Genomic DNA, 25,533 nt, shown 5'->3' on the forward strand with positions numbered 1-25,533 from the left:
CCGACCAGCGCCCAGCCGCCGCGTCACCGTCCGATGAGCCGCTCGGATTCGTCCCAGAGGCGACGGGCGTCGTCCAGGTTCCGCATCGGCGGCCAGAGTGCCGGGAGGAGCGCGGGTCGGCCACCCATCGTGCGGACCGGGCCGTAGAACTCGTCGCCTCGCGCGGTCGGTGCCGTCGCGGCCATGAGCGCGGGCTGAGCGGCGCTCGACACCGGGCCTGCGACGCCGAGGCGTGAGAGCAGGCGGACCACACGACGGGCTCCGGTGTCGCGCTGTCGGCCCATGCCCGGCTGGGCGGCCAACAGGTTGGTGGGGGAGACGCCGGGGTGCGACAGATTGCTGGAGACACCCCAGCCGCCGGCTCGGCTCCGAGCATCGAGTTCGCGGGCGAACAATGCCACGGCGATCTTGGACTGCTGATAGGCCCGCATCCCGTCGTAGGTGCTCTTCCAGTCGAGGTCGTCCCAGTTGATCGATCCGCTCCGGGCGGCGATGCTCGTCTGGTGCGTGACGCGCGCTCCACCGGCCTTGAGCAGCGGTAGCAGACCGAGGGTCAGCGCGAAGTGGCCGAGGTGGTTGACACCGAACTGCAGCTCGAAGCCGTCCCGCGTCTCCTGTCGCTCGGGCGGCGTCATCACGCCGGCGTTGTTGATGAGCAGGTCGATCGCGCGGTCCTCGGCGGTGAGCTGCTCGACGAGCGCTGTGACGGAATCCAGGGAGGCGAGGTCCAGACTGCGGACCGACACCGTCGCGCCGGGAACCGCTGCACGGATGCCGTCGGCGACGTGCGCGCCCTTCGTGGTCGAGCGCACGGGCAGGACGACCTCGGCACCCGCCCGGGCGAGCTCGGTCGCGATGACCCGTCCGAGGCCGTCGCTCGCGCCGGTGACGACGGCGAACGACCCGGTCAGGTAGGGGATGGTGAACGCGGGTGTTCTTGGCATGGTCGTTCCTTCGTCGTGGGTGTCGCCGTGGTCCGGCGTGTGGGAACCACTCTCGACGGTCGGTTTCGGCCGGTCCAGGACCGGCTCATCCACTGATCGGCGATCCGTGGCTGGCACCGCTCTCGCACGATAGAAAGGAGGTCCACGGACCGCTGCACGACGAGGAGACGCGACATGATCGATCGGCACGGCCTGGCGACCTTCCTCAGCCACCGTCGGCACCAGCTGCAGCCGGAGGACGTCGGGCTTCCGCGCGGTCCGCGGCGACGGACGGACGGCCTCCGCCGGGAGGAGGTCGCGGCGCTCTGCAACATGTCGACCGACTACTACGCGCGGCTCGAGCGAGGCGTCGGGCCTCAGCCGTCCGAGCAGATGATCGCGGCGATCGCGCAGGGCCTGCGCCTCTCCCTCGACGAACGGGACCACGTCTTCCGGTTGGCCGGGCGCACGCCTCCCGCGCGTGGAGCGCACGGCGACCACGTCGGCCCAGGTCTGTTGCGGATCCTCGACCGCCTGCAGGACACCCCCGCCGAGATCATCAACGAACTCGGCGAGACGCTTCGCCAGACCCCGATGGCCGTCGCACTCAACGGCGACGCCTCCCGGTTCACCGGGGACGACCGGAGCCTGGGCTACCGGTGGTTCACCGACCCGACCGCGAGCGCGGCCTACGCGCCCGCCGATCGCCTGCTGCTCTCGCGCGTGTACGCCGCCGGGCTCCGCGAGGTCGTCACGATGCGCGGTCCCGGATCGCGTGCGGAACGACTCGCGAACGCACTGCTGGAACGGAGCGAGGACTTCCGCGAGTTGTGGGCCGCGCAGGAGGTCGGTCTCCGGCCGACGGAGGTCAAGCGGTTCCTCCACCCCGAGGTCGGCGAGCTGGAACTGCACTGCCAGACGCTGCTGGACCCCGAGCAGTCACACCGGCTGCTCGTCTACACGGCCGAGCCCGGGAGTGAGAGCGCCGAGAAACTCCGACTCCTCGCCGTCATCGGCGCGCAGACCCTGCCAAGCGGGCCGGCCGTCTCCTGAGCACGACGCCGGAGTTCGCCGATCCCAGCACGCCCGGAGCCCTTCGGCAAGCCCCACCCCGGATGGGGACGCCTGCCCAGCCTCCCGGCTACAGTGCGAGCCAAGCACCACCACGTCCCGTGCTTCGCGGGACGGGCACGCACATCGAAGGAGAGCACCCCATGTCAGACCTCCGAATCGCCATCATCCTCGGCAGCACCCGCCCCGGCCGAAACGGCAAGGCAGTCGCCGACTGGGTCGTCGAGCAAGCCGCCGGTCGGAGCGCGAGCTACGAGCTCATCGACCTGCTCGACCACCCGCTGCCTCTCCTCGACGAGCCGACGCCGCCGTCGTTCGGGGCATACGAGAACGAGCACACGAAGGCCTGGGCGGCGACGATCGCGCCCTACGACGGGTTCATCTTCGTCACGCCCGAATACAACCACTCCACGTCCGCCGTCCTGAAGAACGCCATCGACTACCTGTACGCCGAGTGGAACAACAAGGCCGCCGCGTTCGTGGCGTGGGGGAGCCTCGGCGGTGCCCGCGCGATCGAACACCTTCGCGGCATCAGCGCGGAACTGCAGATCGCGGATGTACGGCAGCAGCTGAGTTTCTCGCTCTTCACCGACTTCGAGGACTTCAGCACCTTCACGCCCGGGCCCCAGCACACCGAAGCCGCCGGGGTGCTGTTCGACCAGCTCGAGGCGTGGGCAGGCGCGCTGAAGCCGCTGCGCGCCTGATCGAAGGATCGAACGCTCGGCGATTCCGCCTCCCTCGTCGGCCCGAGGTCAATGGGTCAACGCCGGCGGGCTCCTGAGACCGGCGGTCGGCGCCTGGGTGTCCGCTCAGCCCGTCGGCTTCCTACGGGCCCGGGAACGGGCGCAGCTCGAGGCGGCCGTTACGGGCCATCGGGTGGCGGGCGGCGACGTCGATCGCCTCATCGAGGTCGGCGCATTCGAGGATGTCGAAGCCCCAGAGCGTGTCGGTCGCTCCCGGGATCGGGCCGTTGGTGACGAGTCGCTCACCGGCGCGTACACGGACGCCGCACGCCTCGCTCGGGTCAAGCACGTCGCCGAGAAGACGACGCCCCGTCGTGTCCAGCTCCTGGACCCAGTGGTCGACGTCCGCGTCATCGGCTGGCTCGTCGGGCACGGGGTCCGTGAGGACGAACATCATGAATCGCATACGTTTCCTCTCCTTCGACGCTCGCGAGAGCGCACTCGTGGTCGTCATCGGACCGGGTCGACGACCGGTACTGCGCTCTCGTCGCGCCAGAGGGTCTCGATGGGAATCGACCGACCGAGGACGCGCTCGGCGGCCCGGTGGCCGGAGTGCAGGGCCGCTGTGACGGTCGCCGGGTCGTCGGTCCACGTCGCCTCACCCGCGAGGTGGAGGACGTCGCCGACCGGGGTCGCGAGGGCGTCGTGGTCCGCGGTCGTCGAGCCGACGGTCATGTAGGCGTAGGACCCGCGGGAGAACGGGTCGTCCTGCCACCGGGTGACGTGCACCTCCGTCGGCTCCTCGACACGGTCGCCGTACAGACGCCGCAGTTGGTCGAGGATCGACTCGACGACGCGCGACTCGTCCCAGTCCCGGATCTCCACGGCCGTCGGGCCGGCGGCGAACGTCAGCAGGGTCGGGGCGCCGTGCGCCGTCGTCAGGTCGTACCAGGAGTGCCACCGGCGACCCTCCGGCCCCTGCTGGCGGATCGCATAGACGCCGTCGTCCCAGAACCGTCGCTCGAAACGCAGGAACACCTTCTCGAACGCGTTCATCCGCAATCGTGAGAGGGCGCCGGCGACCGGCTCCGGCAGCGGGGGATCGATCGCGAACTCCTCCGACTGCAGGACCCCGACGGGCACCGTCACCACCACCGAGCCCGCGCGCAGCACCACCTCGCCTGTCGGTCCCTGTGCGGAGACCTCGACGCCGTCCGTGGACCACCGCACATTCGTCACCACGTGCTCCAGGCGCACGTCGAGCCCCTCGGCCAGCCGTCGCGGGAGCACGTCGTAGCCGTCGGGGAACACGACCTCGTCACCGTCGATCGCGTCGTCGTCGAGCCCGTGCGCCGCGAGGTCCTCGATCCACGCGCCGTACTGCTCCTCCGAACGATGCTCCAGGTACTCACGGACCCGCTGCGCCCGCTCGGTCTCCCACGCCTGCAGGGCGAGTGCCGCCTCGGTCACGTCACGGTACGACGCGTCCGGGGCCGACTCGGCGACGACACCGAGCAGCGTCGCATCGAGGGCATGGACGTCCTCGGCGAAACCGCGAGCCTCGGCGTCCGACAGGCGCCTGCCGTCGGGACCGTAGTACGCGATCGGTCGGCTGTCCGGCTGGTAACCACCGACGGTGAACTCGACCGTCCGCATCCCGAACGCCTCGGCCGCCGCGGCGACCGCGCTGTCATCGACACCGTGCACCCATGACGCGCCGAGATCGGTCACCCGCCCGTCGCGACGCTCGGTCGACACCCGCCCGCCGACCCGGTCGCGGGCCTCGACGACGACCACCGCGCGTCCGGCGGCCGCGAGCAACCGTGCGGCGACGAGCCCCGCGACGCCGGCACCGACGACGACCGTGTCGAAGCGGGTGTCTGCTTCGGGCCGCTGCGCCGATGCCTCGTCCGACGCGCTCATCGCGGGTCGCCCATGTCGCCGGTGGCCGGTGTGCCGTCGATCCGTTCGTAGCGAAGGTGGACGGTCCCGGCGGGGGAAGTGGTCGCGGGGCCGAGCAGGCGCAGTGTGGACGGGACCGTGCCGGTCGCGAAGACGCGCTTCCCGGTGCCGAGCGTGATCGGGTACACCCAGAGGTTCAGCTGATCGAAGAGCGCGTCGGCCAGCAGGGTCTGCACGAGGTCGAGGCTGCCGATGACGTGGATCTGTGAGTGACGCTCGCGAAGAGCTCGAACGGCCTGGGGGAGGTCCGGTCCGAGCTGCGTCGAGTTCGCCCACCCCAGCTCCTGCGGCTCGCGTGATGCGACGTACTTCGGCAGTCGGTTGAAGAGCCTCGCGATGCCGTCGTCCTGGCCACCCTCCTGGTGCGGCCAGTACCCGGCGAAGATGTCGTAGGTCCGGCGCCCGAGCAGGAGGGCGTCCATACCCACCATGCCGGCGTCGATCTGCTCCCCGTCGACCTCGTCGATGAGCGGCGCCTGCCAGCCACCGAACGCGAACCCGTCGCTGGGGTCCTCCTCGGGCCCGCCGGGTGCCTGCGCGACGCCGTCGAGGGTCATGAAGAGGTCGATGTGGATGCGTCCCATGTCCTGCTCCGATCTGCTGCACTCACGATCCACCGGCGGGCAGGCGGTGTCAACGCCTGTCGGCTGGGAACGCCCTGCCGAAAGGGCGCCGGTCGCGCCCCGGGCGAGTAGCGTTCGGAGTGGATCCGCTTGCGCACAACGGTGCTCGAGCAGGACGTCGTTCGACAGATGAGAGGCATCACACCATGACCGATCTGGACACCATCCCCGTCACCACCCTCGACGGCCGGGACACGACCCTCGCGGAGTGGGACGGGAAGGCCAAACTCGTGGTCAACGTCGCGAGCCGCTGCGGCCTCGCACCGCAGTACGAGAAGCTCGAGGCACTCCAGAAGCAGTACGCCGACCGCGGCTTCACGGTGATCGGGTTCCCGAGCAACCAGTTCCTGCAGGAGCTCGGCGACAACGAGAAGATCGCCGAGTACTGCTCGGCCACCTGGGGCGTCACCTTCCCGATGATGGACAAGGTGAAGGTCAACGGCCGCAACCGGCACCCGCTCTACCAGGAGCTCGTGAAGACCGCCGACGCGAACGGCAAGGCGGGCAACGTCAAGTGGAACTTCGAGAAGTTCCTCATCGCGCCCGACGGGACCGTTCACCGCTTCCGTCCGACGACCGAGCCGGACGCCCCCGAGGTCATCGCCGCGATCGAGGAGAGCCTTCCCGCGTGACGCCGAGACGGCCGGGAGCGCTCACCGGTAGGTGACTCCGGTGAGCGCCTCGGCCGTCTTCCAGAGCTCGGCGGCGACGTGCTCGTCGCGGGCCGCCGAGGTCCGGCCGACCGGCTTCGGACCACCACGCATCTCCCCGAAGCCGCTCGGACCGTAGTAGCCGCCGGGCTCGACGTCGGGCGAGGTCGCCGCATACAGCGTCGGAAGTGCACCCATGTCCGCGCTCTGACCGAGGAGCCGGGTCCCCCATGCGAGGAGCGGACCCTGCGCGGACTCGGTGTGCGACTGGAGCTCGGTCGACGCGAAGCCGGGGTGCGCGGCCACGGACAGCACCGAGGACCCCTCCGCCGTGAGGCGTCGCTGCAACTCGGCCGAGAACATCAGATCGGCGAGCTTCGACTGGCCGTAGGCCGACCAGCGCCGATACGTCCGGCTGCGCCAGTTGAGATCGGTCAGATCGATCTTGCCGGCCCGGTGCGCGGCACTCGACAGCGTCACGACCCGCGTGGTGATGCGGTCGATCAGGAGGCCGGTGAGTGCGAAGGGCCCGAGGAAGTTCGTGCCGATCTGCATCTCGAAGCCGTCGGTCGTGCGACGTTCGGGGACCGCCATGACGCCCGCGTTGTTGATCAGTACGTCGACCCGCTCGACCCCGTCGGCGAATCGACGGACGGACGCCAGGTCGGCGAGATCCAGTTGCCGCACCTCGACGTCGCCGGTCATCGTCGCCGCTGCCCGCGCGCCCTTCTCCGTGTCGCGGCAGGCGAGGATGACGGCGGCGCCGCTGGCGGCGAGTTCACGGGCCGTCACCGCGCCGATCCCGCTGTTCGCACCGGTCACGATCGCGACGCGGCCGTGCTGGTCGGGGATGTCTGCTGCGGTCCAGGGGCTCATGAGGGCGACGTTACGCCATCACGATCTTCCGATTACACATATCGTTCACAGCTTCACCGATATATCGTTGAGCATCGTTCACGTACGACGGAGGAGAGCAATCATGGGTGGATTCCCAAGCGGTGGCGCAGGATTCGGTGGCGCAGGGTTCGGTAACGGCGGAGGCTTCGGCAGCGGAGCCGGCTTCGGGACCGACGGCATGTGGCAGATGATGGAACAGCTGCGTTCGAAGTTCGAGAAGAGCGCCGGCTCCCGTGTCGGCCGCGGCGACGTCCGCTCCGCCGTGCTGGCCCTCCTGGCCGAGCAGCCGATGCACGGCTACCAGATCATCCGCGAGATCGAAGAGCGCAGCGGCGGCTCCTGGAAGCCCAGCGCAGGCTCGGTCTACCCGACGCTGCAGCTCCTCTCCGACGAGGGCATCATCACGGCCGAGGAGTCGGGCGGTCGCAAGACCTACGCGCTGACCGAAGCCGGTCGCGACGAGGTCGCCGAGTCTGGGGCGTCCGCTCCGTGGCAGAACGCCGACTCGTCCGACCACCCCGGCTTCACCGCCCTGCCGAAGGCCGGTGTCGAGCTGGCCCAGGCCGCAGCCCAGGTCGGCCGCACCGGAACGCCCGAGCAGGTCCAGCAGGCCGTCGCCATCCTCGACGACGCTCGCAAGCGCCTCTACGCGATCCTCGCCCAGGACTGACCGAGTGTCGTCGACCGGCGGGACGCCCAGCGACACGGCGTCCCGTTTCGGCGAGCTCCCCTTGAGCGGGCGGGCCGGCGTTCCAGCCGGTCCGCCCGCTCACGGGCGTGCCCGGTACCGTCGCATCCTCCGCTTCGCGAGTTGGCACCTGGCCGCCGCCTGGTGGTTCGAGATCGTCCTGCCGCGGTTCGGACTCATCAAACTGACGGAGCGGACCCGCACTCGCCGCATGCAGAAGTTCGCACGACGCTTCCACGTGCTCGCCGTCGACCTCGGCGGCCTCATGATCAAGGTGGGCCAGTTCATGTCGTCGCGCCTCGACGTGCTCCCGCCGGAGATCACGAAGGAGCTCGAAGGCCTGCAGGACGAGGTCCCGCCCGTCGCCTTCCCTCGCATCCGCGCGCTCGCCGAGTCGGAACTCCGCGTGCCGCTCTCGCAGGTCTTCGCCGGCATCGATGAACGTCCCGTGGCAGCAGCCTCGCTCGGACAAGCGCACCGCGCCATGCTCGCGCCGGCGCTCGCTGCCGACACCGGGCTCGACGCCGTCGTGCTCAAGGTCCAGCGGCCGGGCATCGACGAGATCGTCGCAGTCGACCTCGCCGCCCTCCGCAAGGTGGGCGGCTGGCTGCGCCGTGTCCGGCTCGTCTCCGACCGCGTCGACATGCCCGCACTCGTCGAGGAGTTCGCCGCGACGAGCCTCGAAGAGATCGACTACCTCCATGAGGCCGCGAGTTCCGAGCGGTTCGCCGTCGATTTCGCCGGGGACGACCGCGTCTCCGTCCCCGCGGTGGTGTGGGAGCGAACGACCCAGCGCGTCCTGACGCTCGAAGACGTCACCGCCATCAAGATCACCGACGCGGACGCCCTGCGCGCCGCCGGCATCGACCCGGTCGACGTGGCACCCGTGTTCGCAGCCGTCATGTTCGACCAGCTCTTCACCAACGGCTTCTTCCACGCCGACCCGCATCCCGGCAACATCTTCGTGACGCCCGTCGACGCTGCCCCGGGGGAGCGACCCTGGAAGCTGACGTTCATCGACTTCGGGATGATGGGCGAGGTTCCACCGACCACGAGGCGCGGCCTCCGGAAGCTCCTCATCGCCGCCGCATCGCGCGACGGCAAGGGCCTGGTCGACGCGATCCGCGACCTCGGCGTCCTCCTGCCCTCGGCCGACACGACCGAGCTCGAGCGGGCCATGACCGCACTGTTCGGACGCTTCGGCGGCATGGGGTTCGCAGAACTGCGCGACGTCGACCCGAAGGAGTTCCGAGACTTCGGCAACCAGTTCAGCGAGGTCATCCGCACGCTGCCGTTCCAGCTGCCCGAGAACTTCCTGCTCATCATCCGTGCGATCTCGCTCACCTCCGGTGTCTGCAGTGCCCTCGATCCCGAGTTCAACCTCTGGGACTCCGTCGAGCCCTACGCCGCGCAGCTGCTCCGTGACGAACGCGGCAACGTCGTCCAGGACCTCGGTCGCGAGGCACTCGACATCGCCACGGTCGCCGTCCGCCTGCCGAAGCGTCTCGACGCGGTCATCACGCGGGTGGAAGCCGGCGCGGTCGCGACCACCAACCCGAGACTGGAACAGCGGATCGCGCGGCTCGACCGCACGACGGGCCGGGTCGTCTCCGCCGTGCTGTTCGCCGCGCTCCTCGTCGCTGGAGCCGTCCTCCGAGCCGACGACGCCGTGCTCGGCACCGTCTTCATGGTGGTCTCCGTCGTACCGCTCCTCCACGCACTGTTCTCGGGGCGACGCGGCCGCTGACCCGGCGTGCGGTCGTCGCCACGGCACATTCCTGACGCGAAAACCTGGGTCATCGGTCCATAGGCCGGTCTCCGGAGCTCCAGCACACTTGCCTGAATCGATCGGGCAAGCACGAAGGAGCACCACCGGATGGAATCGTTCGACGTCGCGGTTGTCGGCATGGGAGCTCTCGGCAGTGCCGCCGCCTACCACCTCGCCCGTCGGGGCGCAAAGGTCGTCGCCTTCGAGCAGTTCGAACTCGGGCACGTCCGCGGCGCCTCGCACGACACCTCGCGGATCGTCCGGACGTCGTACGGGGCTCCGCAGTACGTGCGACTCGCGCAGTCGGCGTACCGCGACTGGGCTGACCTCGAGCAGGAGTCGGGCGAACGGTTGCTCACCATCACGGGTGGCGTCATCTTCCTGCCGGTCGACGGCCCCTACTCGGCCACCGACTTCACCGCGGCCCTGGATGAGTGCGGGGTGCCGCACGAGCTGCTGACGCCGGTCGAGGTGCAGGCGCGCTGGCCGCAGTTCCGGATCCCCGAGAACGTGGAGACGGTCTACACCGCCGACACCGGCATCGCCCACGCGGCCCGTACCGTCGCGACGCTCCAGCTCCGTGCTCGGGCGCTCGGGGCGGACATCCGCGACCGCACCCGGGTCGACGCACTCACCCCTGACGGAGCCGGCGTCGTCGTGCAGACCTCCAGCGGGCCGGTGCGTGCCGGCAAGGTCGTCCTCGCCGCCGACGCCTGGGCGAACGAGCTGCTCGAGCCGCTCGACGCGGCGATCCCGCTCGACGTGATGCAGGAGCAGATCACCTACTTCCGCCCGTCCGATGCCGAGCAGCTCGATTGCGAGCGGTTCCCGGTGTGGATCTGGGAGGACGAGGAGTGCTACTACGGCTTCCCGACCTTCGGGGAACCGACCGTGAAGGCCGCACGCGACGTCTCGGAGAACCGCATGTCGCCGGCGGAGCGCACCTTCGTCCCGTCGCCGGGGCTCACCGGGCAGCTGGCCGACTTCATGGCGGACCTCGTGCCGGCGTCGGGCCGCGAGCTCCGCACGGTGACGTGCCAGTACGCGCTCACCCCGGACCGGAACTTCGTCCTCGGCCCGCTCGAGGAGCACCCGGACGTCATCGTCGCCCTCGCCGCCGGTCACGGCTTCAAGTTCACGCCCGCGTTCGGACGCATCCTCGCGGAGCTCGCACTCGACGGGCGGACGAGCGACGACATCTCGAGCTTCGCCCCGTCCCACGCCCGCAGCGCCGACCGCGTCTCACCGATGCCGACCTCCGTGAGCTGATCCCATGGCGCGATACATCGTCTCCCGGGTCCTGTCGTCGCTCTTCGTCCTGTTCGTCCTGTCCGTCCTCGTCTTCTCGATGGTCCGGGTGATCCCGGGCGACCCCCTGTCGGCGTTCGCGGACCCCTCGAACCCCGACCCGGCCGCGCTCGACGCCCTCCGCACGCAGCTCGGCCTCGATCGACCCTGGCTGACGCAGTACCTCGCGTGGCTGCTCGGTGTCCTGCAGGGTGACTTCGGACGAGCCATCACCGTCCCGAACGAGGTGTCCAACCTCATCGCCCAGCGCCTCCCGCTCAGCCTCACCCTCGCCGTCATGGCGACCCTGTTCGGGACCGTCCTCGGCATCCCGGCCGGTGTCCTCGCAGCGACCCGGTGGCGTCGGGCCCCCGACAACGCGGTCCGAGGGCTGTCCTTCGTGCTCCTCGCGACGCCGCCGTTCGTGCTCGGCACCGTCCTCATCCTCGTGAACTCACTCACCCTGCGCCTGCCGCTCGTGGGTACGGCGGGGGCGAGCGGGGATCCGCTGCGACTCGTGGGCGTGCTGGTCCTGCCGGCGCTCCTCATCGGTCTCGTCCTCGCGGCGATCGTCGCCAGGTACACCCGCGGCACCCTGCTCGACACGCTCGGACAGGACTTCGTCCGCACGGCGCGGGCCAAGGGGGCGTCACCGTCCCGACTGGTCGGCCGGCACGCGCTGCGCAACGCCCTCATCCCGGTCACGACCGTGATCGGGATCGAACTCGCCGCGCTCGTCGGCGGGACGGTCGTCATAGAGACCGTGTTCGCGCTCCCCGGGATGGGCTCGCTCCTCCTCACCGGCATCCGCTCGTCCGACTACCCGATCATCCAGGCGACGGTGCTGCTCATCGGCACGGTCTACGTGCTCATCAACTTCATCGTCGATCTGATCTACCCGCTGATCGACCCACGAGTGAGGGTCCACACGTCATGACGGTCACCCGCGCCATCGCGCTCGCGAAGATCGACGGCCGCCGCCGTCGCAACGGGTTCGGCCCCGCCTTCTGGAGTGGATCCGGCATCCTCGTCGGCATCCTCCTGCTCGCCGGGTGGATGACCCTCGCGCCGCCCTACGACCCGTTCGCCGCGTCCGGACCGGCCCTCGCCGCGCCGAGCCTCGACCACCTGCTCGGCACCGACAACCTCGGTCGCGACAACCTCACCCGCCTGGCGCTCGCCGCACGGACGAGTCTGCTCATCTCGGGCGCCGCCGCCCTACTCGGCGCGGTCATCGGTACGGCCTTGGGGCTCGTGGCCGGGTACCTCGGCGGCTGGGTCGATGCGATCATCATGCGGATCGTCGACGCGGCGCTCGCCCTGCCCGCGATCCTCGTCGCGCTCGTCGTCGGGGTCGTCATCGGCACCGGGCCGTGGCCGCTCATCATCGCGCTCGGCCTCGTGTTCGCGCCGGGATTCGCCAGGGTCATGCGAGCCCCGGTCATCGCGCTGCGCGAACGGGACTTCGTCCTCGCAGCGACGCTCAGTGGCGTGCGGGGACATCGGGTGATCGTCGAGCACCTGCTCCCCAACGTCCTGACGCCGCTCTTCGTGCAGTTCGCGTCCGTCGCCTCGCAGGTGGTCCTCATCGAAGCCGCGCTCAGCTACCTCGGTCAGGGTGTCCAGGCGCCCGAACCATCGGCCGGCCGCATGATCAGCGAGTTCACGCGCTTCATGCAGGTGCAGCCCCTCCTCATCGTCCTGCCCTCCCTCGTGATCATCCTGCTCTCGGCGGCCTGGAACCTCCTCGCCGACGGGCTCCAGGACCACTTCGCCCCGAGGCGGGAGCCCGCGTTCTCGCTCGGCCGCCCACGCGGGCGTCGGTGAACGGCAGTGGCGCACCACGGCACGTCATCCCGCACCACCATCGACGCGGCGTCCACGGACGACGCTCCAGAGAAGAGGCAGCAATGAAGACACGCATCCTCGCGGGGACGGTCGCCATCGTGGCGGTGTCCCTCGCGCTCAGCGGCTGTGCGCCCGGCGGATCCACGGCCGACGCGGGCGGCGACCCGGTCGCCGGCGGCACCCTGCACTGGGGCGTCCCGGCCGAGCCGTCGGCCGGCGGACTCGACCCGATGGCCGCCAGCGCGATCGCCGCCGAGGTCATCAACGCCGTCGCGTACGACACGCTGCTCGCGAAGGACGACGACGGCGAGGTCATCCCGGCGCTCGCCACCGAGTGGTCGCAACCGGACGAACTCACCTGGGTCTTCGAGCTGCGCGACGATGTCACCTTCGCCGACGGCAGCGCGTTCAGCGCCGACGACGTCGTCTACTCCTTCACCCTCATGAAAGAGGCCACCACGTCGGCGAGCACCTACCTGGCGAACGTCTCGAGCATCGAGAAGACCGGTGAGACCGAGGTCACGTTCCGGTTCAGCGCACCGGACGGCACCTTCGTGGACGCGGTCTCCGCACGCCAGACGTTCTTCATCGTGAGCGAGGAGGGCTATGGCGCGGCGACCCCGGACGAGCGGCAGCGGACCACTTTCGGGACCGGCGCGTTCCAGGTGACCGACTGGAGCGACGGTGTCAGCGTCACGATGGCGAAGAACGAGAACGCCTGGCAGGACACGAAACCGTACCTCGACGAGATCGTCTTCGACTTCATCCCCGACGAGTCCGCACGCCTCGCCGCGCTGCAGCAGGGCAGCATCCAGGCCGCGTACTTCACGGACGGGAGCCTCGCCGATCAGGCGGTCCAGGCCGGATTCACCCTCGGGGAGGCGTCCTACCGTCAGAACCTCGCGATCTACATCAACCCGGAGACCGGGCCGCTCGCCGACATCGACGTCCGTCGCGCCGTCGCGCTGTCCCTCGACCGCCAGGCCCTCGTCGACACGGCGATGCTCGGCTACGCCGCGCTGTCGTTCGTGCCACCGGCCGGTGACCCCGGCGCGCTCAACCCGAAGGGGCTGCCGTACTACGAGCGCGACGTCAGCCGGGCGAAGGAACTCCTCGCGGACGCCAGCCAGCCGAACCCGACCATCACGCTCAGCTACATGGGCGACGTCGCGCAGTCGCACCACCCCGTCTACGAGATGATGCAGCAGCAGCTGGCCGAAGCGGGCATCACCCTGAAGCTCGACGCGAAGCCGCTGTCGGAGATCGCCCCGGTCTTCACGACCGGTGAGAGCTGGACCGACCTCGTCGCCATCCCGGGCAGCCCTCGTGCTGCGTCGCTGTTCTACTACGACCCCGTGCTCGTCGACGGCGGGGTCTACAACCACTGGGAGGGGAACCCCGAGGCGGATGCGGCTCGAGAGCTCTTCCAGCAGGCGAAGAGCGCCTCGGACCCGGCCGAGTACGCCGAACTCGTCGACCAGCTGGCAGAGGAAGCGGCCGAGCAGGTGCTCGAGATCGTGCCGGTCGCGGTCCCGGTCTACTTCGAGGTCTGGGACAGCGCCAAGCTGCACGACTACCAGAGCGACGCGTACTACTCCAGGTACCGGCTCGACGAGGCCTGGCTGAGCCAGTAGTCCTGTCGTCCACCCCACCGTCCCTCCCGCACCACTCGAGCGAAAGCTGGTCTGACCATGGATCGAGACGTCGACGCCCTCCACGTGGAGAGGCTGAGCATCGCCTACGGTGGTGCTGCGCCATCGGTGCAGGACGTGTCCCTGCGCGTCGGTCCGGGGGAGATCGTCGGGGTGATCGGCGAGTCCGGGAGCGGGAAGTCGAGCATCGCCCTCGCGATGATGGGGCTGCTGCCGGACTCGGCGACGGTCACGGCGTCCCGCCTCGACGTCGCGGGGACCGACATGCAGGGCGCCACGGAACGTGACTGGTCGGGGCTCCGCGGAGCGCGCGCCTCGATGGTGTTCCAGGAGCCGATGTCCGCCCTCAACCCGTGCATGCGGATCGGGGCGCAGATCGCCGAGGTCCTCCGCATCCACGGGATCGCCGACAAACGGCAGGCTCGGGCGCGGGCGTTGGAGATCCTGCACCTCGTTCGGATGCCCGACGCGGAACGACGGCTCGGCTACTACCCCCACCAGCTGTCCGGCGGTCAACGCCAGCGAGTCGTGATCGCCATCGCGGTGGCCGCCGGACCGACCCTGCTCGTCGCGGACGAGCCGACGACCGCGCTCGACGTGACGGTGCAGGCACAGATCCTGGAGCTGTTGCGGACTCTGCGCGACGAGACGGGGATGGGCGTCCTGTTCATCAGCCACGACCTCGGCGTCATCGGGCAGCTCTGCGAGCGGGTCGCCGTGATGTACCGCGGGCGCATCGTCGAGACCGGCCGCGCCGAGCGGGTCCTCGCGGACCCGCAGCATCCGTACACCCGGGCGCTCCTCGAGAGCATTCCGCGACCGTCGGTGCCGGTGCGGTCGCCGTTGGCGGTCATCCCCGTCGACAACGACTTCGCCGAGGCGCCGGCGGTCCTGGAGGAGGTCCGATGAGCGACACTCTGCTCCGCGTCGACGGCGTCACGCAACGGTTCGGACACGGTGAGCACGCGACGCTCGCGCTCGACGACGTGTCGCTCGAAGTGCGTCGGGGCGAGACGCTCGGACTCGTCGGAGAATCCGGCTCCGGGAAGAGCACCCTCGCCCGGGCGATCCTCCTGATGCGGCGACCGAGCTCGGGCTGCATCGAGTTCGACGGTGGCGACGTCTCGCGGCTCCGTGGGTCGGCGCTGCGGACGCACCGGCGGCGGGTGCAGATGGTGTTCCAGGACCCCAACGACTCCCTCGACCCGCGCTTCACGGTGGCACGTTCGATCGCCGAACCGCTCGTCGCCGCAGGGCTGGGGGCGGCAGCTCGTCGAGCTCGGGTCGTCGAGTCGCTCCACCAGGTGGGGCTGCCGGGGGACGCCGCGGGGCGCTTCCCTCACGAGTTCTCCGGTGGGCAACGGCAGCGCATCGCGATCGCCAGGGCCATGGCGGCGAAGCCGGAGTTCGTCGTCCTGGACGAGCCGACCTCGGCCCTCGACGTCTCCGTGCAGGCGCAGGTGCTCAACCTGCTCGTCCGCCTCCAGGAGGAGACGGGCGTGACCTACCTCTTCATCACCCACAACCTGGCGGTCGTCCATCACGTCGCGCATCGGGTGGCGGTGATGCGCAACGGCCGCGTCGTGGAGGAGGGGACGGGGGAGCAGGTCATGACCCGACCTCAGGACGCCTACACGCGCGAACTCCTCGAGTCGATGCCCGTCCTCTACCGGACCTGATCCCACCCACCGATCGACGACCACCAGGAGGAACCGGATGCGCGTGCAACGACTCGGCGACAACGCTCACGAGGTGGCCCTGTACGAGGGCCCGGGCCGGATCGATCTGGAGTGGTACTTCCAGCAGACCACGGCCCTGCCGTCATCGGTCATGCGGTATCGCCTCGAACCCGGAGCAGCAGTGGGAGAGCACCTCCACCTGGAGGGTGACGACGCGAGTTGTTCGCCGAACAGCTCCGACGAACTGTACGTCGTCACCGCGGGCGAACTCGTCGTGACCTCGGGTGAGCACCGGAGGCTGTTGCGATCCGGCGACGCGTTCTATGCGCCGGCCGGGCTCGTCCACGGTGTCCGCAACGAGTCCGACGCCGTGGCCGAGATGATCCTCGTCTTCGGCCGGCCGACGGGCAACCCGTTCCCGCAGTCGGGCGTGGAGGCCTTCGCCGCGGACACGGACCGCTGATCCGGCGACCTCGCCTACCGTCCGGCCTGCAACTGCTCACGGAGCTCGTCGAGGCGGACGGCGATGCCGAGCCTGAACATGCGCTCGTCCTCGCGCCAGGACGCTCCGAGCACCTGGTCGAGCCGGTCGAGCCGCTGGAGGATCGTGTTCGTGTGGAAGTTCAGGGCGCGCGCCGTGCGGGTGGGGCTCGCGTTGTTCCGCACGAACGCGCGCAGCGTCCCGAGCAGGTCGGCGTTCCGCTCGGCGTCGTAGCGCCGGACGAGTCCGATGGTGTCGCGCAGGAAGTCGGCGAGCGCCCGCGCATCGGTGTCGAAGATCGCGGAGTAGGGCAGGAAGTCGTCGGTCGATGCGGTGAGGTCCGAGAGTTCCAGCGCGGCGATGAGTCTGGCGGTACGCATCGCGCTGGTGAACGCGGAGGTGAGGGCGTCGGGAGCGGTGCGGGGGACGACGGCGACGACGGGCTGCTGGATGCTGCCGGCGACGTGTCGGCGGACGGCGTCGGCGTCGAGCGGCCGGCGGTCGGAGGCGTGTGCGGCGACGACGTACCCGCGGTACTCGCCGACGAGCGCGTGGTCGTCGAGTCGGCGGCTGAGCGCCCGGGCGGCGGTGGTCTGCTGGTCTCCCGGGACGGCGAGGAGGAGCAGGGAGTCGAGTTCGTGCAGGTCGATGCCGAGGCGCCTGGCGCGTCGTTCGACGTCGGATCGGCGTTCGGGCACATCGTCGAGGAGGTCGGCGATGAGTTCGCTGCGGACGCGGTGGTCGGCGCCCGAGGCCGCCTCCTGCTGCAGCTCGAGGAGGGCCGCGACCTGGGCCGCGCGTTCGACGGTGCGGAGGTCGACGGCGCCGAGCTCGAAGTCGCCGTCACCGAGGATGAGCACGCCGAAGTGCCGGCTGCCGGCGGACAGGGCGGCGACCGCTCCGACACCACCGCTCGCGACCAGGACGCAGTGGCCCGAGCGACGGCTGTCGGTGATGGCTGCGCGGGTGGCGTCGTCGAGGTCGAGCATGCCGGGGGAGAGCGGGAGCCCGGCCGCCGCGATCACCCGGTCCTGCGCGTCGGTCACGGCGACCGCACGGCCGAGTGCGGTGGCGAGCGTCTCCGCGACGGGTGCGAATCCGCCCCCGGCGAGGACCGCCTGGACGAGTTCCTGGTGGACGGTGTTCGCCCGGTCGCGTTCGACGAGGTGGGCGGTGAGGTCCGCGAGGTTCCGTCGGCTGGCGTCCTCGGAGTCCTGCAGGTCGCGGAGGGTCTGCGTCGTCTGGAGGATGACCGAGGCGTGGTCCGCGAGCGCCGCCAGGAGCGCGACCTCGTCGGGGGAGAAGTCCTTCCGGTCGCGGTTGCCGACGAAGAGGACGCCGAGGACGTCGTCGCTCGTGAGCATCGGCACGCCGAGCAGGGAGACGAGCCCCTCCGCTGCGACCGCGTCGTCGATGCCGCGCTCGTGTCGGTCGGTCGAGTAGTCGGAGTAGTCCGCGACCCACTGGGCCGTGCGTGATTCGACGACGACACTCGCGAGCCCTCGCCCGGGAGGCACCCGGAGCGTCTGGAACGACGGACTGACGGAGCCACTCGTCTCGCGGACCCGTAACTCGTGCGTGACCGGGTCGAACTCGGACAGGTAGGCCAGATCGACGCCCATCATCTGGTGGGCGCGCTGGACGAGCCTGGCAAGCACGGCGTCGCTGTCGCGGAGCTCGGCCAGTTCACGGGCGCTGGAGAACAGGGCGGAGAGCTCGTGCTCGCGGCGTCGCAGCCGGATCAGCTCCCGCTCGGTGTCGTGGACGGGGTCGGCGTCGACGAGGTCGGTGGCCGTTCGCATGTCGGCAGGCTCTCGCATCGGGTCTCCTGACTGGTCCCTCAGGAGTCTAAAGCGACGGCCGGTCCAGCGGGGTGTGGGATCCGCCCACACGATCGTCGATCCGCTGAGTCATCCACCCATCGTCGTCGACGATCGCCGCTCCTAGGGTCGTCTTGACCGCAGCACCGAGGATCCGGTGTCTGCCTGTACCGAAGGGCGACCCATGCCGAGAAACAGCCGAATCCAGGGGCTGCGCGACCACACGCCGGACGAGCGGCTCGAGCTCGTCGCCGATGGGGCCGGGATCGAGGCGGAGGCGCTCGCCGCACTGCGACCCGACGCCGGCCTGTCGATCGCCCAGGCGGACCACCTGGTGGAGAACGTCGTCGGCGTCATCGCCATCCCGGTGGGCGTCGCGACGAACTTCACCATCGACGGCCAGGACCGACTCGTCCCCATGGCGACCGAGGAGCCGAGCGTCGTCGCCGCGGCTTCCAACGCCGCCCGCATCGCGCGCGTGCACGGCGGCTTCCGGACGTCGTCGTCGGGCGACGTAATGATCGCGCAGATCCAGGTCCTCGACGCGGTCGACCCGCACGCCGCGCGGCTCCGTGTCCTCGAGGCCCGGGACGAACTGCTCGCCCTCGCGAACGAGCTCGACCCGATCCTCGTCTCCTTCGGCGGTGGCGCCCGAGACATCGACGTCCGGATCCTGCCGACGCGCGTCGGGACGCAGGTCATCGTCCACCTCCACGTCGACGTCCGCGACGCCATGGGCGCGAACGCCGTGAACACGATGGCGGAGGCGATCGCGCCCCGCATCGCCGAGATCGCCGGATCGCGGACCCTCCTGCGGATCCTCACGAACAAGGCCGATCAGCGCATCACCCGTGCCAGGGCGGTGTTCGACGCCGACCTCCTCGGTGGTGCGCAGGTCGTCGCCGACATCGTCGCCGCGAGCGCGTTCGCCGAGGCCGATCCGTACCGGGCGGCCACACACAACAAGGGCATCATGAACGGCATCACGGCCGTCGTCCTCGCCACGGGCAACGACACCCGGGCGGTCGAAGCAGGTTGCCACTCTCACGCGGCGCGGTCCGGTCGCTATTCGGCGCTGTCACAGTTCGAGCAGGACGCCGACGGGAACCTCGTCGGCACGATCGAGGTCCCACTGGCCGTCGGACTCGTCGGTGGAGCGACGAAGGCACATCCGACGGCGCAGGCGGGCGTGACTCTCCTCGGCGTCGAGACGGCCCGGGAACTCGCGGCCGTCATCGCCTCCGTGGGCCTCGCCCAGAACCTGGCCGCGTGTCGGGCGCTCGCCGCCGAAGGCATCCAGCGCGGACACATGACCCTGCACGCCCGGACGATCGCGGCGAGCGCCGGCGCGACCGTGGACGAGATCGGGGCGGTCGCGGCGAGGATCGTCGCCGACCGTCGGATCCGGGTCGAGTACGCGCGTGAGGTGCTCGACGAGCTCCGGGCGACGTCGGCATGAGCGGCCTTCCGCAGCCCCGGATGGAACCGGTGGACGGTCTCCCGACCCGGGTGCGCGTCTACGAGGTGGCACCGCGGGACGGGCTGCAGGCCGAGACGGACATCCTGCCGACGGCGGTGAAGGCGGAGCTCTGTCGGCGCCTGTACGAGGCGGGGTCGCGGGACCTCGAGGTGACGAGTTTCGTACCGGCCACCTGGATCCCGCAGTTCGCGGATGCGGAACGGCTCGTCGCGGGACTCGAGGTGCCGACGGGTGCTCGGGCGGTCGGCCTCGTGCCGAACCTGCGCGGTCTGCATCGGGCGATCGACGCGGGTGTCCGGGAGGTGTCCGTGGTCGTGAGCGCGTCGGAGTCGTTCGCCAGGGCCAATCTCAACACCTCGCGCGAGGGGGCCGTCGAACGGGCCGAGGAGGTCGTCGCCGCCGCGACCGCGGAGGGCGTCCCGGTGCGCGGCTACGTGTCGATGGCGTTCGGGGACCCCTGGGAGGGTGCTGTCGATCCGGCGACGGTCGTCGAGGCCGCCGTGCGGATCTACCGCGCCGGGTGTTCGACGGTCGCCGTCAGCGACACGATCGGCGTGGGGACGCCCGGGCTCACGACCCGCGTCGTCCGGGACGTGCTCGCCGCCGGGATACCGGTCGAGGCGGTCGCGCTGCATCTGCACGACACCTACGGGCAGGGACTCGCCAACGTGTACGCGGCGCTCTCCCTGGGCGTCGCCGAGTTCGACTCCTCCGTGGGTGGCCTGGGTCGCTGCCCGTACGCGAAGGGCGCCACCGGTAACCTCGCAACCGAGGACCTCGTGTGGATGCTCCACGGGCTCGGGATCGACACCGGGCTCGACCTCGGGGCCCTCGCCGCGACGACCGCCTGGTTGGCGCGCGTCCGGGGCGTCGCAGCCCCCTCGAACGTGGCGACGGCCCTGGCGGCCGCAGCGTCCGCGGTCGACACCCCGAGCACCGCAGGAGGCGGCAGATGAGGCACACCCCCGAGTACGTCCAGGGCGACGTCGAAGCCGTCCGCGCACTCGTGCGCGAGCACCCCTGGGCGACGGTCGTCAGTCACGTCCCCGGTCGTGGGCTCGTCTCGTCGCACTATCCGGTCCTGCTCGAGGAGGACGAGGACGGGATCGTGCTCCTCAGCCACGTCGGGCGGCCGGATGAGCGACTGCACGAGCTCGGCCAGCATGAGGTCATGGTGATCGTCTACGGGCCCCAGGGGTACGTGTCCCCGAGCTGGTACGACACCTCGCCGGCCGTCCCCACCTGGAACTTCGCGGTCGCTCACCTGTACGGGGTGCCCGAACTGCTCCCGGACGAGGAGAACCTGCAGGTACTCGACCGCCTCGTCGCCCACTTCGAGCGTGTGCTGCCCGAGCCGTACTTGATGAACGGGACGATCGCGAACAGCGAGTACGCGGCGCGCATCGTCCACGGGACGGTCGGGTTCCGCCTGCGCGTGACCCGGTTCGAGGCCAAGGAGAAGATGAGCCAGGACAAACCGGCTGCGGTCGTCGAACGGGTCGTCACGGCGCTCGGGGAGCCGGGTCCGTACCGGAACCCGAGCCTGGCCGCCCGCATGGCCGCCCTCCATGGGCTCGACACGGGGACGACGGCGCCGACCACCGACGACGGGACACGGACACCGTGACCGAGCTCACGCTCCGGAATGCACGGCCCTCCGGCGGCGAGCCCGTCGACATCCTCGTCCGCGACGGTCGGATCGCCGAGATCGGACCGGCCGGGACGGTCCAGGCGTCCGGCGAGGTCGTGGACGTCGCCGGACGCACCGTCGGACCGGGGCTCTGGGACGCCCACGTCCACATGACCCAGTGGGTGATCCAGCGGCGCCGGATCGACCTGACCGCCACCGCCAGCGCGGCCGACGTCCTCGCGGCCGTCCGTCGCGCGGTCGACACCCATGCACCCCTCACCGATGGGTTCCTCATGGGGTATGGCTTCCGCGACGGCCTGTGGACGCAGCCGGCGACCCTCGCCGCGCTGGAGGCCACCGAATCGGACGTACCCGTCGTCCTCGTCAGCGGCGACCTGCACTGCGCCTGGATGAACACGCGCGCCGCGCGACGCCTCGGCTTGGACCTCGACGCGAGCGGTGTCGTCGCCGAAGCACCGTGGATCGAGGCGCTGCAGCGGATCGACCAGCACTCCGGGCTCGCCGCGCACGCCTACCGGGACGCCGCCGACGCGGCAGCCCGCCGCGGCGTCGTCGGGGTCGTCGAGTTCGAGAACACCGACAACCTCGGCGAGTGGTCCGAGCGCATCGCGGACGGCGCGACGAGCCTGCGGATCGAGGCCGCCGCGTGGCCCGACCGGCTGGAGTCCGTCATCGCGGCGGGACTCCGCACCGGCGACGCGATCGACCCGGCCGGACTCCTCACCATGGGACGACTCAAGGTCGTCGTCGACGGTTCCCTCAACACGAGGACCGCCTGGTGCTGGGACCCGTATCCGGGCGTCGACCCCTCGAGCCCGCACGCCTGCGGGGTCGAGAGCGTCTCCGTCGACGAGCTTCGCCGACTGCTGGAACGAGCGAGGAGCGCCGGGATCGAGGCGGCCGTCCACGCGATCGGCGACCGAGCCAACACCGAGGTCCTCGACACCTTCGAAGCGCTCGGGATGCGTGGCGTCATCGAGCACGCCCAGCTCGTGCGCGAGCAGGACTTCGCCCGGTTCGCGAGCCTCGGGCTCATCGCGAGCGTGCAACCCGAGCACGCGATGGACGACCGCGACGTCGCCGACCGCCACTGGAGCGGCCGCACGGGTCGCGCCTTCGCGTTCGGATCCCTGCACCGCGCAGGCGTCGGCCTCCGACTCGGCTCGGATGCTCCGGTCTCGCCACTCGACCCGTGGCAGGCGATCGCCTCCGCGACGAGCCGGAGTCGAGACGGCCGCGACGCCTGGCACCCAGAGCAACGGCTCCCGCTGGACGTGGCCCTGGCCGCGAGCGTCCGGACGTCGATCGCGGTCGGACAGCCCGCCGACCTCGTCATCACGGACCTCGACCCGTTCGACGCCGACGCCGAGCGGCTGCGGTCGATGCCGGTCGCCGCGACCCTGCTCGGCGGTCGATTCACCTGGCGCGCGATCTGATGGCAGCCGAGACCGGGACGGAGACCCCCACCGTGACACCGCAACCCACCGCGACGCCGGCCACCTCGCAGCTCTTCACGAACGCCCGGGTGTTCACCGGCACCGACGAGACGGACGTCGCCTCCGCGTTCCGCATCGTCGACGGCCGCTTCGACTGGGTGGGCGAAGCGTCTGCCGTCGCGGGGGAACCCGCGGTCGACCTCGGCGGACGCACCGTGCTCCCCGGCCTCATCGACAGCCACACCCACCCGGCGCTCATGGCCGCCACTGCTGTGGCCGCCGAGTGCTTCCCGCCGTCGGTGGTCTCGATCGACGGACTCGTGGAGCGGCTGCGCGAGCACCAGGCGACCCTGACCGCGCCGAGCGCGTGGGTGCTCGGCCGAGGGTTCGACGACACGAAGTTCCCCGAGGGGCGGATGCCGACCGCGGCCGATCTCGACACGGTGTCCACAGAACGCCCCGTCCTCGTCTGGCGCTGCGACGCCCATTCCGCCGTCTGCAACACCGCGGCGCTCCGCCTCGCGGGCATCACGGCCATCACGCCCGACCCGGCCGGAGCACGTTTCGAACGCGGACCGGACGGCGAACCGAACGGCGTCCTCACCGAGATCGCCGCGGTCGATGCGGTCGCCAGGTTCATCCCCGTGCCGGAACGCGACGAGCAGGTCGCCTCGCTCGTCGCGATCGGCGAGGAACTGGCCTCACGAGGGATCGTCGCCGTGTGCGACCTGCTGTCCAACCGGCTGCACGACCCCCTCGACGCCTTCCGCGCCGCTGCCGCCAAGGGGCTCCGCACCCGCGTCGCCCTCTACCCGGGCTGGGACCCCTCCGCGCCACTCGACGAGCTGACCCCTGACGATCGCGAGGGGCGGATCCGCATCGGCGGGGTGAAGGTCGTCCTCGACGGGGCCTACTCGAACCGCACCGCCTGGGTCGCCGAACCGTATCCCGAATCCTGCGACCACGGACTCCGGCTCGTCGAGGACGACGACGTGCTCGCAGCCGGCGCCTGGGCTCGCCGCAACGGCGTCCAGCTCGCGGTGCACGCCATGGGTGACCAAGCGCTCGACCGCGTCGCGAGCCTCTTCGCAGACCAGGAGCCCTGGCTCGAGGGCATCCCGTCCGTCCGCATCGAGCACGCGACCATCATCAGCGAGGAGTACGCCGAACGGCTCCGCGCGGCGCGCATGACCTTCGGGATCGCCACCCACACCGTGTTCTTCTTCGCCGAATACGACGGCTACGAACTCGCACTCCGCGCCGAACAGGTCCCCGACGCCTACCCGATCGCGCGGTTGTTCCGCACCATCGGGCCACTCGCGCTCTCCTCCGACCGCCCCGCCACGGCCTGGAGCGGCGCCGACGACGTCATGCTGTCCGTCGAGGCCGCCGTCCGACGACAGGCCTACAACGGCGCCGACTTCGTCCCCGAGGAAGCCGTCAGCGTCGCCCAGGCGCTCCTGCTGTACACGGGACGAGCCGGCCTGCTCTCGCCGCTCGACAGTGTCGGTCGGATCGCCACGGGGTACGACGGCAGCTTCGCCGTCCTCGACCGCGACGTCTTCTCCGTCCCCGCGGACGAGATCGCCACCGTCAGGGTCGCCGAGACGTGGATCCGCGGCGAGCAGGTGTACCGGCGCTCGCCGCACCTCGAAACGGTGCGCTCGTGACCGTCTTCCAGGAGGACGCGACGGCGATACGCGACGAGCTCGTGGCGGTCCGGCGCGAACTGCATCAGGCCGTCGAGGTCGGCCTCGACCTGCCCGCGACCCAGGGGATCATCCTGCGCGAACTCGCCGGGCTCGGCCTGGAGGTCACGACGGGCACCGGCCTCTCCTCGGTCGTCGCCGTCCTCCGGGGTGGTGCTCCCGGCCCCACCGTGCTGCTCCGCGCTGACATGGACGGTCTGCCGGTCACCGAGGCGACCGGGCTGCCGTTCGCGTCGACGTCCGGAGCCATGCACGCCTGCGGCCACGATCTCCACATGGCGGGCCTCCTCGGCGCCGTCCGCCTGCTCGCCGCCCGTCGCGCCGACCTCGCCGGCACGGTCGTGTTCATGTTCCAGCCGGGGGAGGAGGGCCAGGCCGGCGCGCGGCTCATGCTCGAGGAAGGTCTGCTCGACATCGCCGGAGAACGACCCGTCGCGGCGTACGCACTGCACGTGGACTGCAGCACCCCACGCGGGCAGCTCGTCACGCGGGAGGGCGCCATGATGGCGAGTGCCAACGCCTTGCAGCTCACCATCCGTGGGACGGGCGGTCACGCGGCCTTTCCGCACCTCGCCGTCGACCCGGTGCCGGTCGCCGCGCACCTCATCCTCGCGGTGCAGACCTTCGCGGCCCGTCGGCTTCCGGCCACCGACCAGGCCGTCATCTCCATCACCCGGCTGAGCAGCGACTCCGAGGCCAGCAACGTGCTCGCCTCGGCCGTCAGCCTTGAGGCGAACATCCGCACGCTGTCGAAGGCGACGCTCGAGACGGTGCGTGAGCAGCTGCCTGAGCTGCTGACCGCGATCGCCGAGGCGCACGGCTGCACCCTCGAGTCGACGTTCATCGCGTCCTACCCCGTCACCGTCAACGACCCGGAGGAGACGCGGTTCGTCCTCAGCACGCTCGACGCGCTCGTGGGGCCAGACCGGGTCATCCGCCAGGAGGTGCCGTCGATGGCGTCGGAGGACTTCGCCTACATCCTCGACGAGGTCCCCGGCACGCTCGTCTTCGTCGGCGCCGCCCCCGACGAGGGATCCGTCGCGCTGCACTCCGAGCGCGCGGTGTTCGATGACGGCGTTCTGGACCTGCAGGCCGCGGTGCTCGCCGAACTCGCCTGGAGGCGTCTCCAGCTCGCGTGAGCGACGGTCGACCGTCCGAGTGCAACGAGGGACGTCCCGGACGAACCCGACAACTGGAGCAGCGCACGTGCCCTGGATGGGTAGCA

24 protein-coding genes are annotated in these 25,533 nt (G+C 70.6%); 18 read left to right on the forward strand and 6 right to left on the reverse strand.

The window, feature by feature from the left end; all coding sequences use genetic code 11:
- Positions 1 to 23 precede the first annotated feature (23 nt).
- Complete coding sequence (locus AC4PMY_RS17150; protein ID WP_491623268.1) at positions 24 to 944, reverse strand: SDR family oxidoreductase; 921 nt, start codon at positions 942 to 944, stop codon at positions 24 to 26.
- 174 nt (positions 945 to 1,118) lie between these two features.
- Here AC4PMY_RS17150 and AC4PMY_RS17155 point away from each other — a divergent pair, with 174 nt between their 5' ends.
- Both AC4PMY_RS17155 and AC4PMY_RS17160 read left to right on the forward strand, forming a co-directional pair.
- Complete coding sequence (locus tag AC4PMY_RS17155) at positions 1,119 to 1,976, forward strand: helix-turn-helix transcriptional regulator (RefSeq protein WP_491623269.1); 858 nt, start codon at positions 1,119 to 1,121, stop codon at positions 1,974 to 1,976.
- Between the two features lie 161 nt (positions 1,977 to 2,137).
- On the forward strand, positions 2,138 to 2,698 hold the full coding sequence (locus AC4PMY_RS17160) for an NADPH-dependent FMN reductase (RefSeq protein WP_491623270.1): 561 nt from the start codon (positions 2,138 to 2,140) through the stop codon (positions 2,696 to 2,698).
- Between the two features lie 121 nt (positions 2,699 to 2,819).
- Here the strand turns inward: AC4PMY_RS17160 and AC4PMY_RS17165 are convergent, their stop codons facing one another.
- Genes AC4PMY_RS17165 through AC4PMY_RS17175 form a run of 3 tightly spaced genes read right to left on the reverse strand, consistent with a single transcriptional unit; the run spans position 2,820 to position 5,223 of the window.
- Positions 2,820 to 3,143, reverse strand: coding sequence for a YciI family protein (locus tag AC4PMY_RS17165; RefSeq protein ID WP_491623271.1), 324 nt, complete (start codon positions 3,141 to 3,143; stop codon positions 2,820 to 2,822).
- Positions 3,144 to 3,187: 44 nt separating this feature from the next.
- Positions 3,188 to 4,600, reverse strand: coding sequence for a flavin monoamine oxidase family protein (locus tag AC4PMY_RS17170; protein WP_491623272.1), 1,413 nt, complete (start codon positions 4,598 to 4,600; stop codon positions 3,188 to 3,190).
- A complete protein-coding gene (locus tag AC4PMY_RS17175; RefSeq protein ID WP_064295470.1) occupies positions 4,597 to 5,223 on the reverse strand; it encodes a dihydrofolate reductase family protein in 627 nt (208 codons plus the stop codon). Before AC4PMY_RS17175 ends, AC4PMY_RS17170 begins: the two co-directional genes overlap by 4 nt.
- Positions 5,224 to 5,408: 185 nt before the next feature.
- Between AC4PMY_RS17175 and AC4PMY_RS17180 the strand changes: the two genes are divergently transcribed.
- Positions 5,409 to 5,894 carry a glutathione peroxidase gene (locus AC4PMY_RS17180; RefSeq protein WP_071260696.1) on the forward strand — a complete coding sequence of 162 codons (486 nt, stop codon included), beginning with the start codon at positions 5,409 to 5,411 and terminating at the stop codon, positions 5,892 to 5,894.
- Positions 5,895 to 5,915: 21 nt separating this feature from the next.
- Here the strand turns inward: AC4PMY_RS17180 and AC4PMY_RS17185 are convergent, their stop codons facing one another.
- Positions 5,916 to 6,788, reverse strand: a complete 873-nt coding sequence (locus tag AC4PMY_RS17185; RefSeq protein ID WP_491623273.1) for an oxidoreductase — start codon at positions 6,786 to 6,788, stop codon at positions 5,916 to 5,918.
- Between the two features lie 103 nt (positions 6,789 to 6,891).
- Here AC4PMY_RS17185 and AC4PMY_RS17190 point away from each other — a divergent pair, with 103 nt between their 5' ends.
- The 9 genes from AC4PMY_RS17190 (at position 6,892) to AC4PMY_RS17230 (ending at position 16,194) form a co-directional block, all read left to right on the forward strand.
- The gene (locus tag AC4PMY_RS17190) at positions 6,892 to 7,479 is read left to right on the forward strand and encodes a PadR family transcriptional regulator (RefSeq protein ID WP_369808452.1); all 588 of its coding nucleotides are present in this window, start codon (positions 6,892 to 6,894) and stop codon (positions 7,477 to 7,479) included.
- A gap of 61 nt (positions 7,480 to 7,540) precedes the next feature.
- A complete protein-coding gene (locus AC4PMY_RS17195; RefSeq protein ID WP_491623375.1) occupies positions 7,541 to 9,244 on the forward strand; it encodes an ABC1 kinase family protein in 1,704 nt (567 codons plus the stop codon).
- Positions 9,245 to 9,373: 129 nt separating this feature from the next.
- The gene (gene solA / locus AC4PMY_RS17200) at positions 9,374 to 10,534 is read left to right on the forward strand and encodes an N-methyl-L-tryptophan oxidase (protein WP_491623274.1); all 1,161 of its coding nucleotides are present in this window, start codon (positions 9,374 to 9,376) and stop codon (positions 10,532 to 10,534) included.
- Positions 10,535 to 10,538: 4 nt separating this feature from the next.
- A complete protein-coding gene (locus tag AC4PMY_RS17205) occupies positions 10,539 to 11,489 on the forward strand; it encodes an ABC transporter permease (protein ID WP_491623275.1) in 951 nt (316 codons plus the stop codon).
- Complete coding sequence (locus AC4PMY_RS17210; RefSeq protein ID WP_491623276.1) at positions 11,486 to 12,379, forward strand: ABC transporter permease; 894 nt, start codon at positions 11,486 to 11,488, stop codon at positions 12,377 to 12,379. Before AC4PMY_RS17205 ends, AC4PMY_RS17210 begins: the two co-directional genes overlap by 4 nt.
- A gap of 83 nt (positions 12,380 to 12,462) precedes the next feature.
- Positions 12,463 to 14,034 carry an ABC transporter substrate-binding protein gene (locus AC4PMY_RS17215; RefSeq protein WP_491623277.1) on the forward strand — a complete coding sequence of 524 codons (1,572 nt, stop codon included), beginning with the start codon at positions 12,463 to 12,465 and terminating at the stop codon, positions 14,032 to 14,034.
- A gap of 57 nt (positions 14,035 to 14,091) precedes the next feature.
- Positions 14,092 to 14,961 carry an ABC transporter ATP-binding protein gene (locus tag AC4PMY_RS17220; RefSeq protein WP_064295463.1) on the forward strand — a complete coding sequence of 290 codons (870 nt, stop codon included), beginning with the start codon at positions 14,092 to 14,094 and terminating at the stop codon, positions 14,959 to 14,961.
- The gene (locus AC4PMY_RS17225; RefSeq protein ID WP_064295462.1) at positions 14,958 to 15,731 is read left to right on the forward strand and encodes an ABC transporter ATP-binding protein; all 774 of its coding nucleotides are present in this window, start codon (positions 14,958 to 14,960) and stop codon (positions 15,729 to 15,731) included. The genes AC4PMY_RS17220 and AC4PMY_RS17225 overlap by 4 nt, the downstream gene beginning before the upstream one ends.
- 37 nt (positions 15,732 to 15,768) lie before the next feature.
- Entirely contained in the window at positions 15,769 to 16,194 is a 426-nt protein-coding gene (locus tag AC4PMY_RS17230; protein WP_491623278.1) for a cupin domain-containing protein, read from the forward strand.
- Between the two features lie 14 nt (positions 16,195 to 16,208).
- On the opposite strand, the gene AC4PMY_RS17235 is transcribed toward AC4PMY_RS17230, so the two are convergent.
- A complete protein-coding gene (locus AC4PMY_RS17235) occupies positions 16,209 to 18,014 on the reverse strand; it encodes a GAF domain-containing protein (protein WP_071260734.1) in 1,806 nt (601 codons plus the stop codon).
- A gap of 202 nt (positions 18,015 to 18,216) precedes the next feature.
- On the opposite strand from AC4PMY_RS17235, the gene AC4PMY_RS17240 reads away from it, so the two are divergent.
- Genes AC4PMY_RS17240 through AC4PMY_RS17265 form a run of 6 tightly spaced genes read left to right on the forward strand, consistent with a single transcriptional unit; the run spans position 18,217 to position 25,447 of the window.
- Positions 18,217 to 19,491, forward strand: a complete 1,275-nt coding sequence (locus AC4PMY_RS17240; protein WP_071260684.1) for a hydroxymethylglutaryl-CoA reductase, degradative — start codon at positions 18,217 to 18,219, stop codon at positions 19,489 to 19,491.
- A complete protein-coding gene (locus AC4PMY_RS17245; RefSeq protein WP_491623279.1) occupies positions 19,488 to 20,468 on the forward strand; it encodes a hydroxymethylglutaryl-CoA lyase in 981 nt (326 codons plus the stop codon). Before AC4PMY_RS17240 ends, AC4PMY_RS17245 begins: the two co-directional genes overlap by 4 nt.
- Positions 20,465 to 21,139, forward strand: coding sequence for an FMN-binding negative transcriptional regulator (locus tag AC4PMY_RS17250; protein WP_491623280.1), 675 nt, complete (start codon positions 20,465 to 20,467; stop codon positions 21,137 to 21,139). The genes AC4PMY_RS17245 and AC4PMY_RS17250 overlap by 4 nt, the downstream gene beginning before the upstream one ends.
- Entirely contained in the window at positions 21,136 to 22,599 is a 1,464-nt protein-coding gene (locus AC4PMY_RS17255) for an amidohydrolase (RefSeq protein ID WP_491623281.1), read from the forward strand. The genes AC4PMY_RS17250 and AC4PMY_RS17255 overlap by 4 nt, the downstream gene beginning before the upstream one ends.
- Positions 22,599 to 24,269 (forward strand): amidohydrolase, encoded by a 1,671-nt coding sequence (locus AC4PMY_RS17260; protein ID WP_491623282.1) that lies wholly within the window; start codon positions 22,599 to 22,601, stop codon positions 24,267 to 24,269. The genes AC4PMY_RS17255 and AC4PMY_RS17260 overlap by 1 nt, the downstream gene beginning before the upstream one ends.
- Positions 24,266 to 25,447 (forward strand): M20 metallopeptidase family protein, encoded by a 1,182-nt coding sequence (locus AC4PMY_RS17265; RefSeq protein WP_491623283.1) that lies wholly within the window; start codon positions 24,266 to 24,268, stop codon positions 25,445 to 25,447. The genes AC4PMY_RS17260 and AC4PMY_RS17265 overlap by 4 nt, the downstream gene beginning before the upstream one ends.
- The last annotated feature ends 86 nt before the right edge of the window (positions 25,448 to 25,533 follow it).

This window comes from Plantibacter sp. MDV22-iso1 (genome assembly GCF_058408345.1).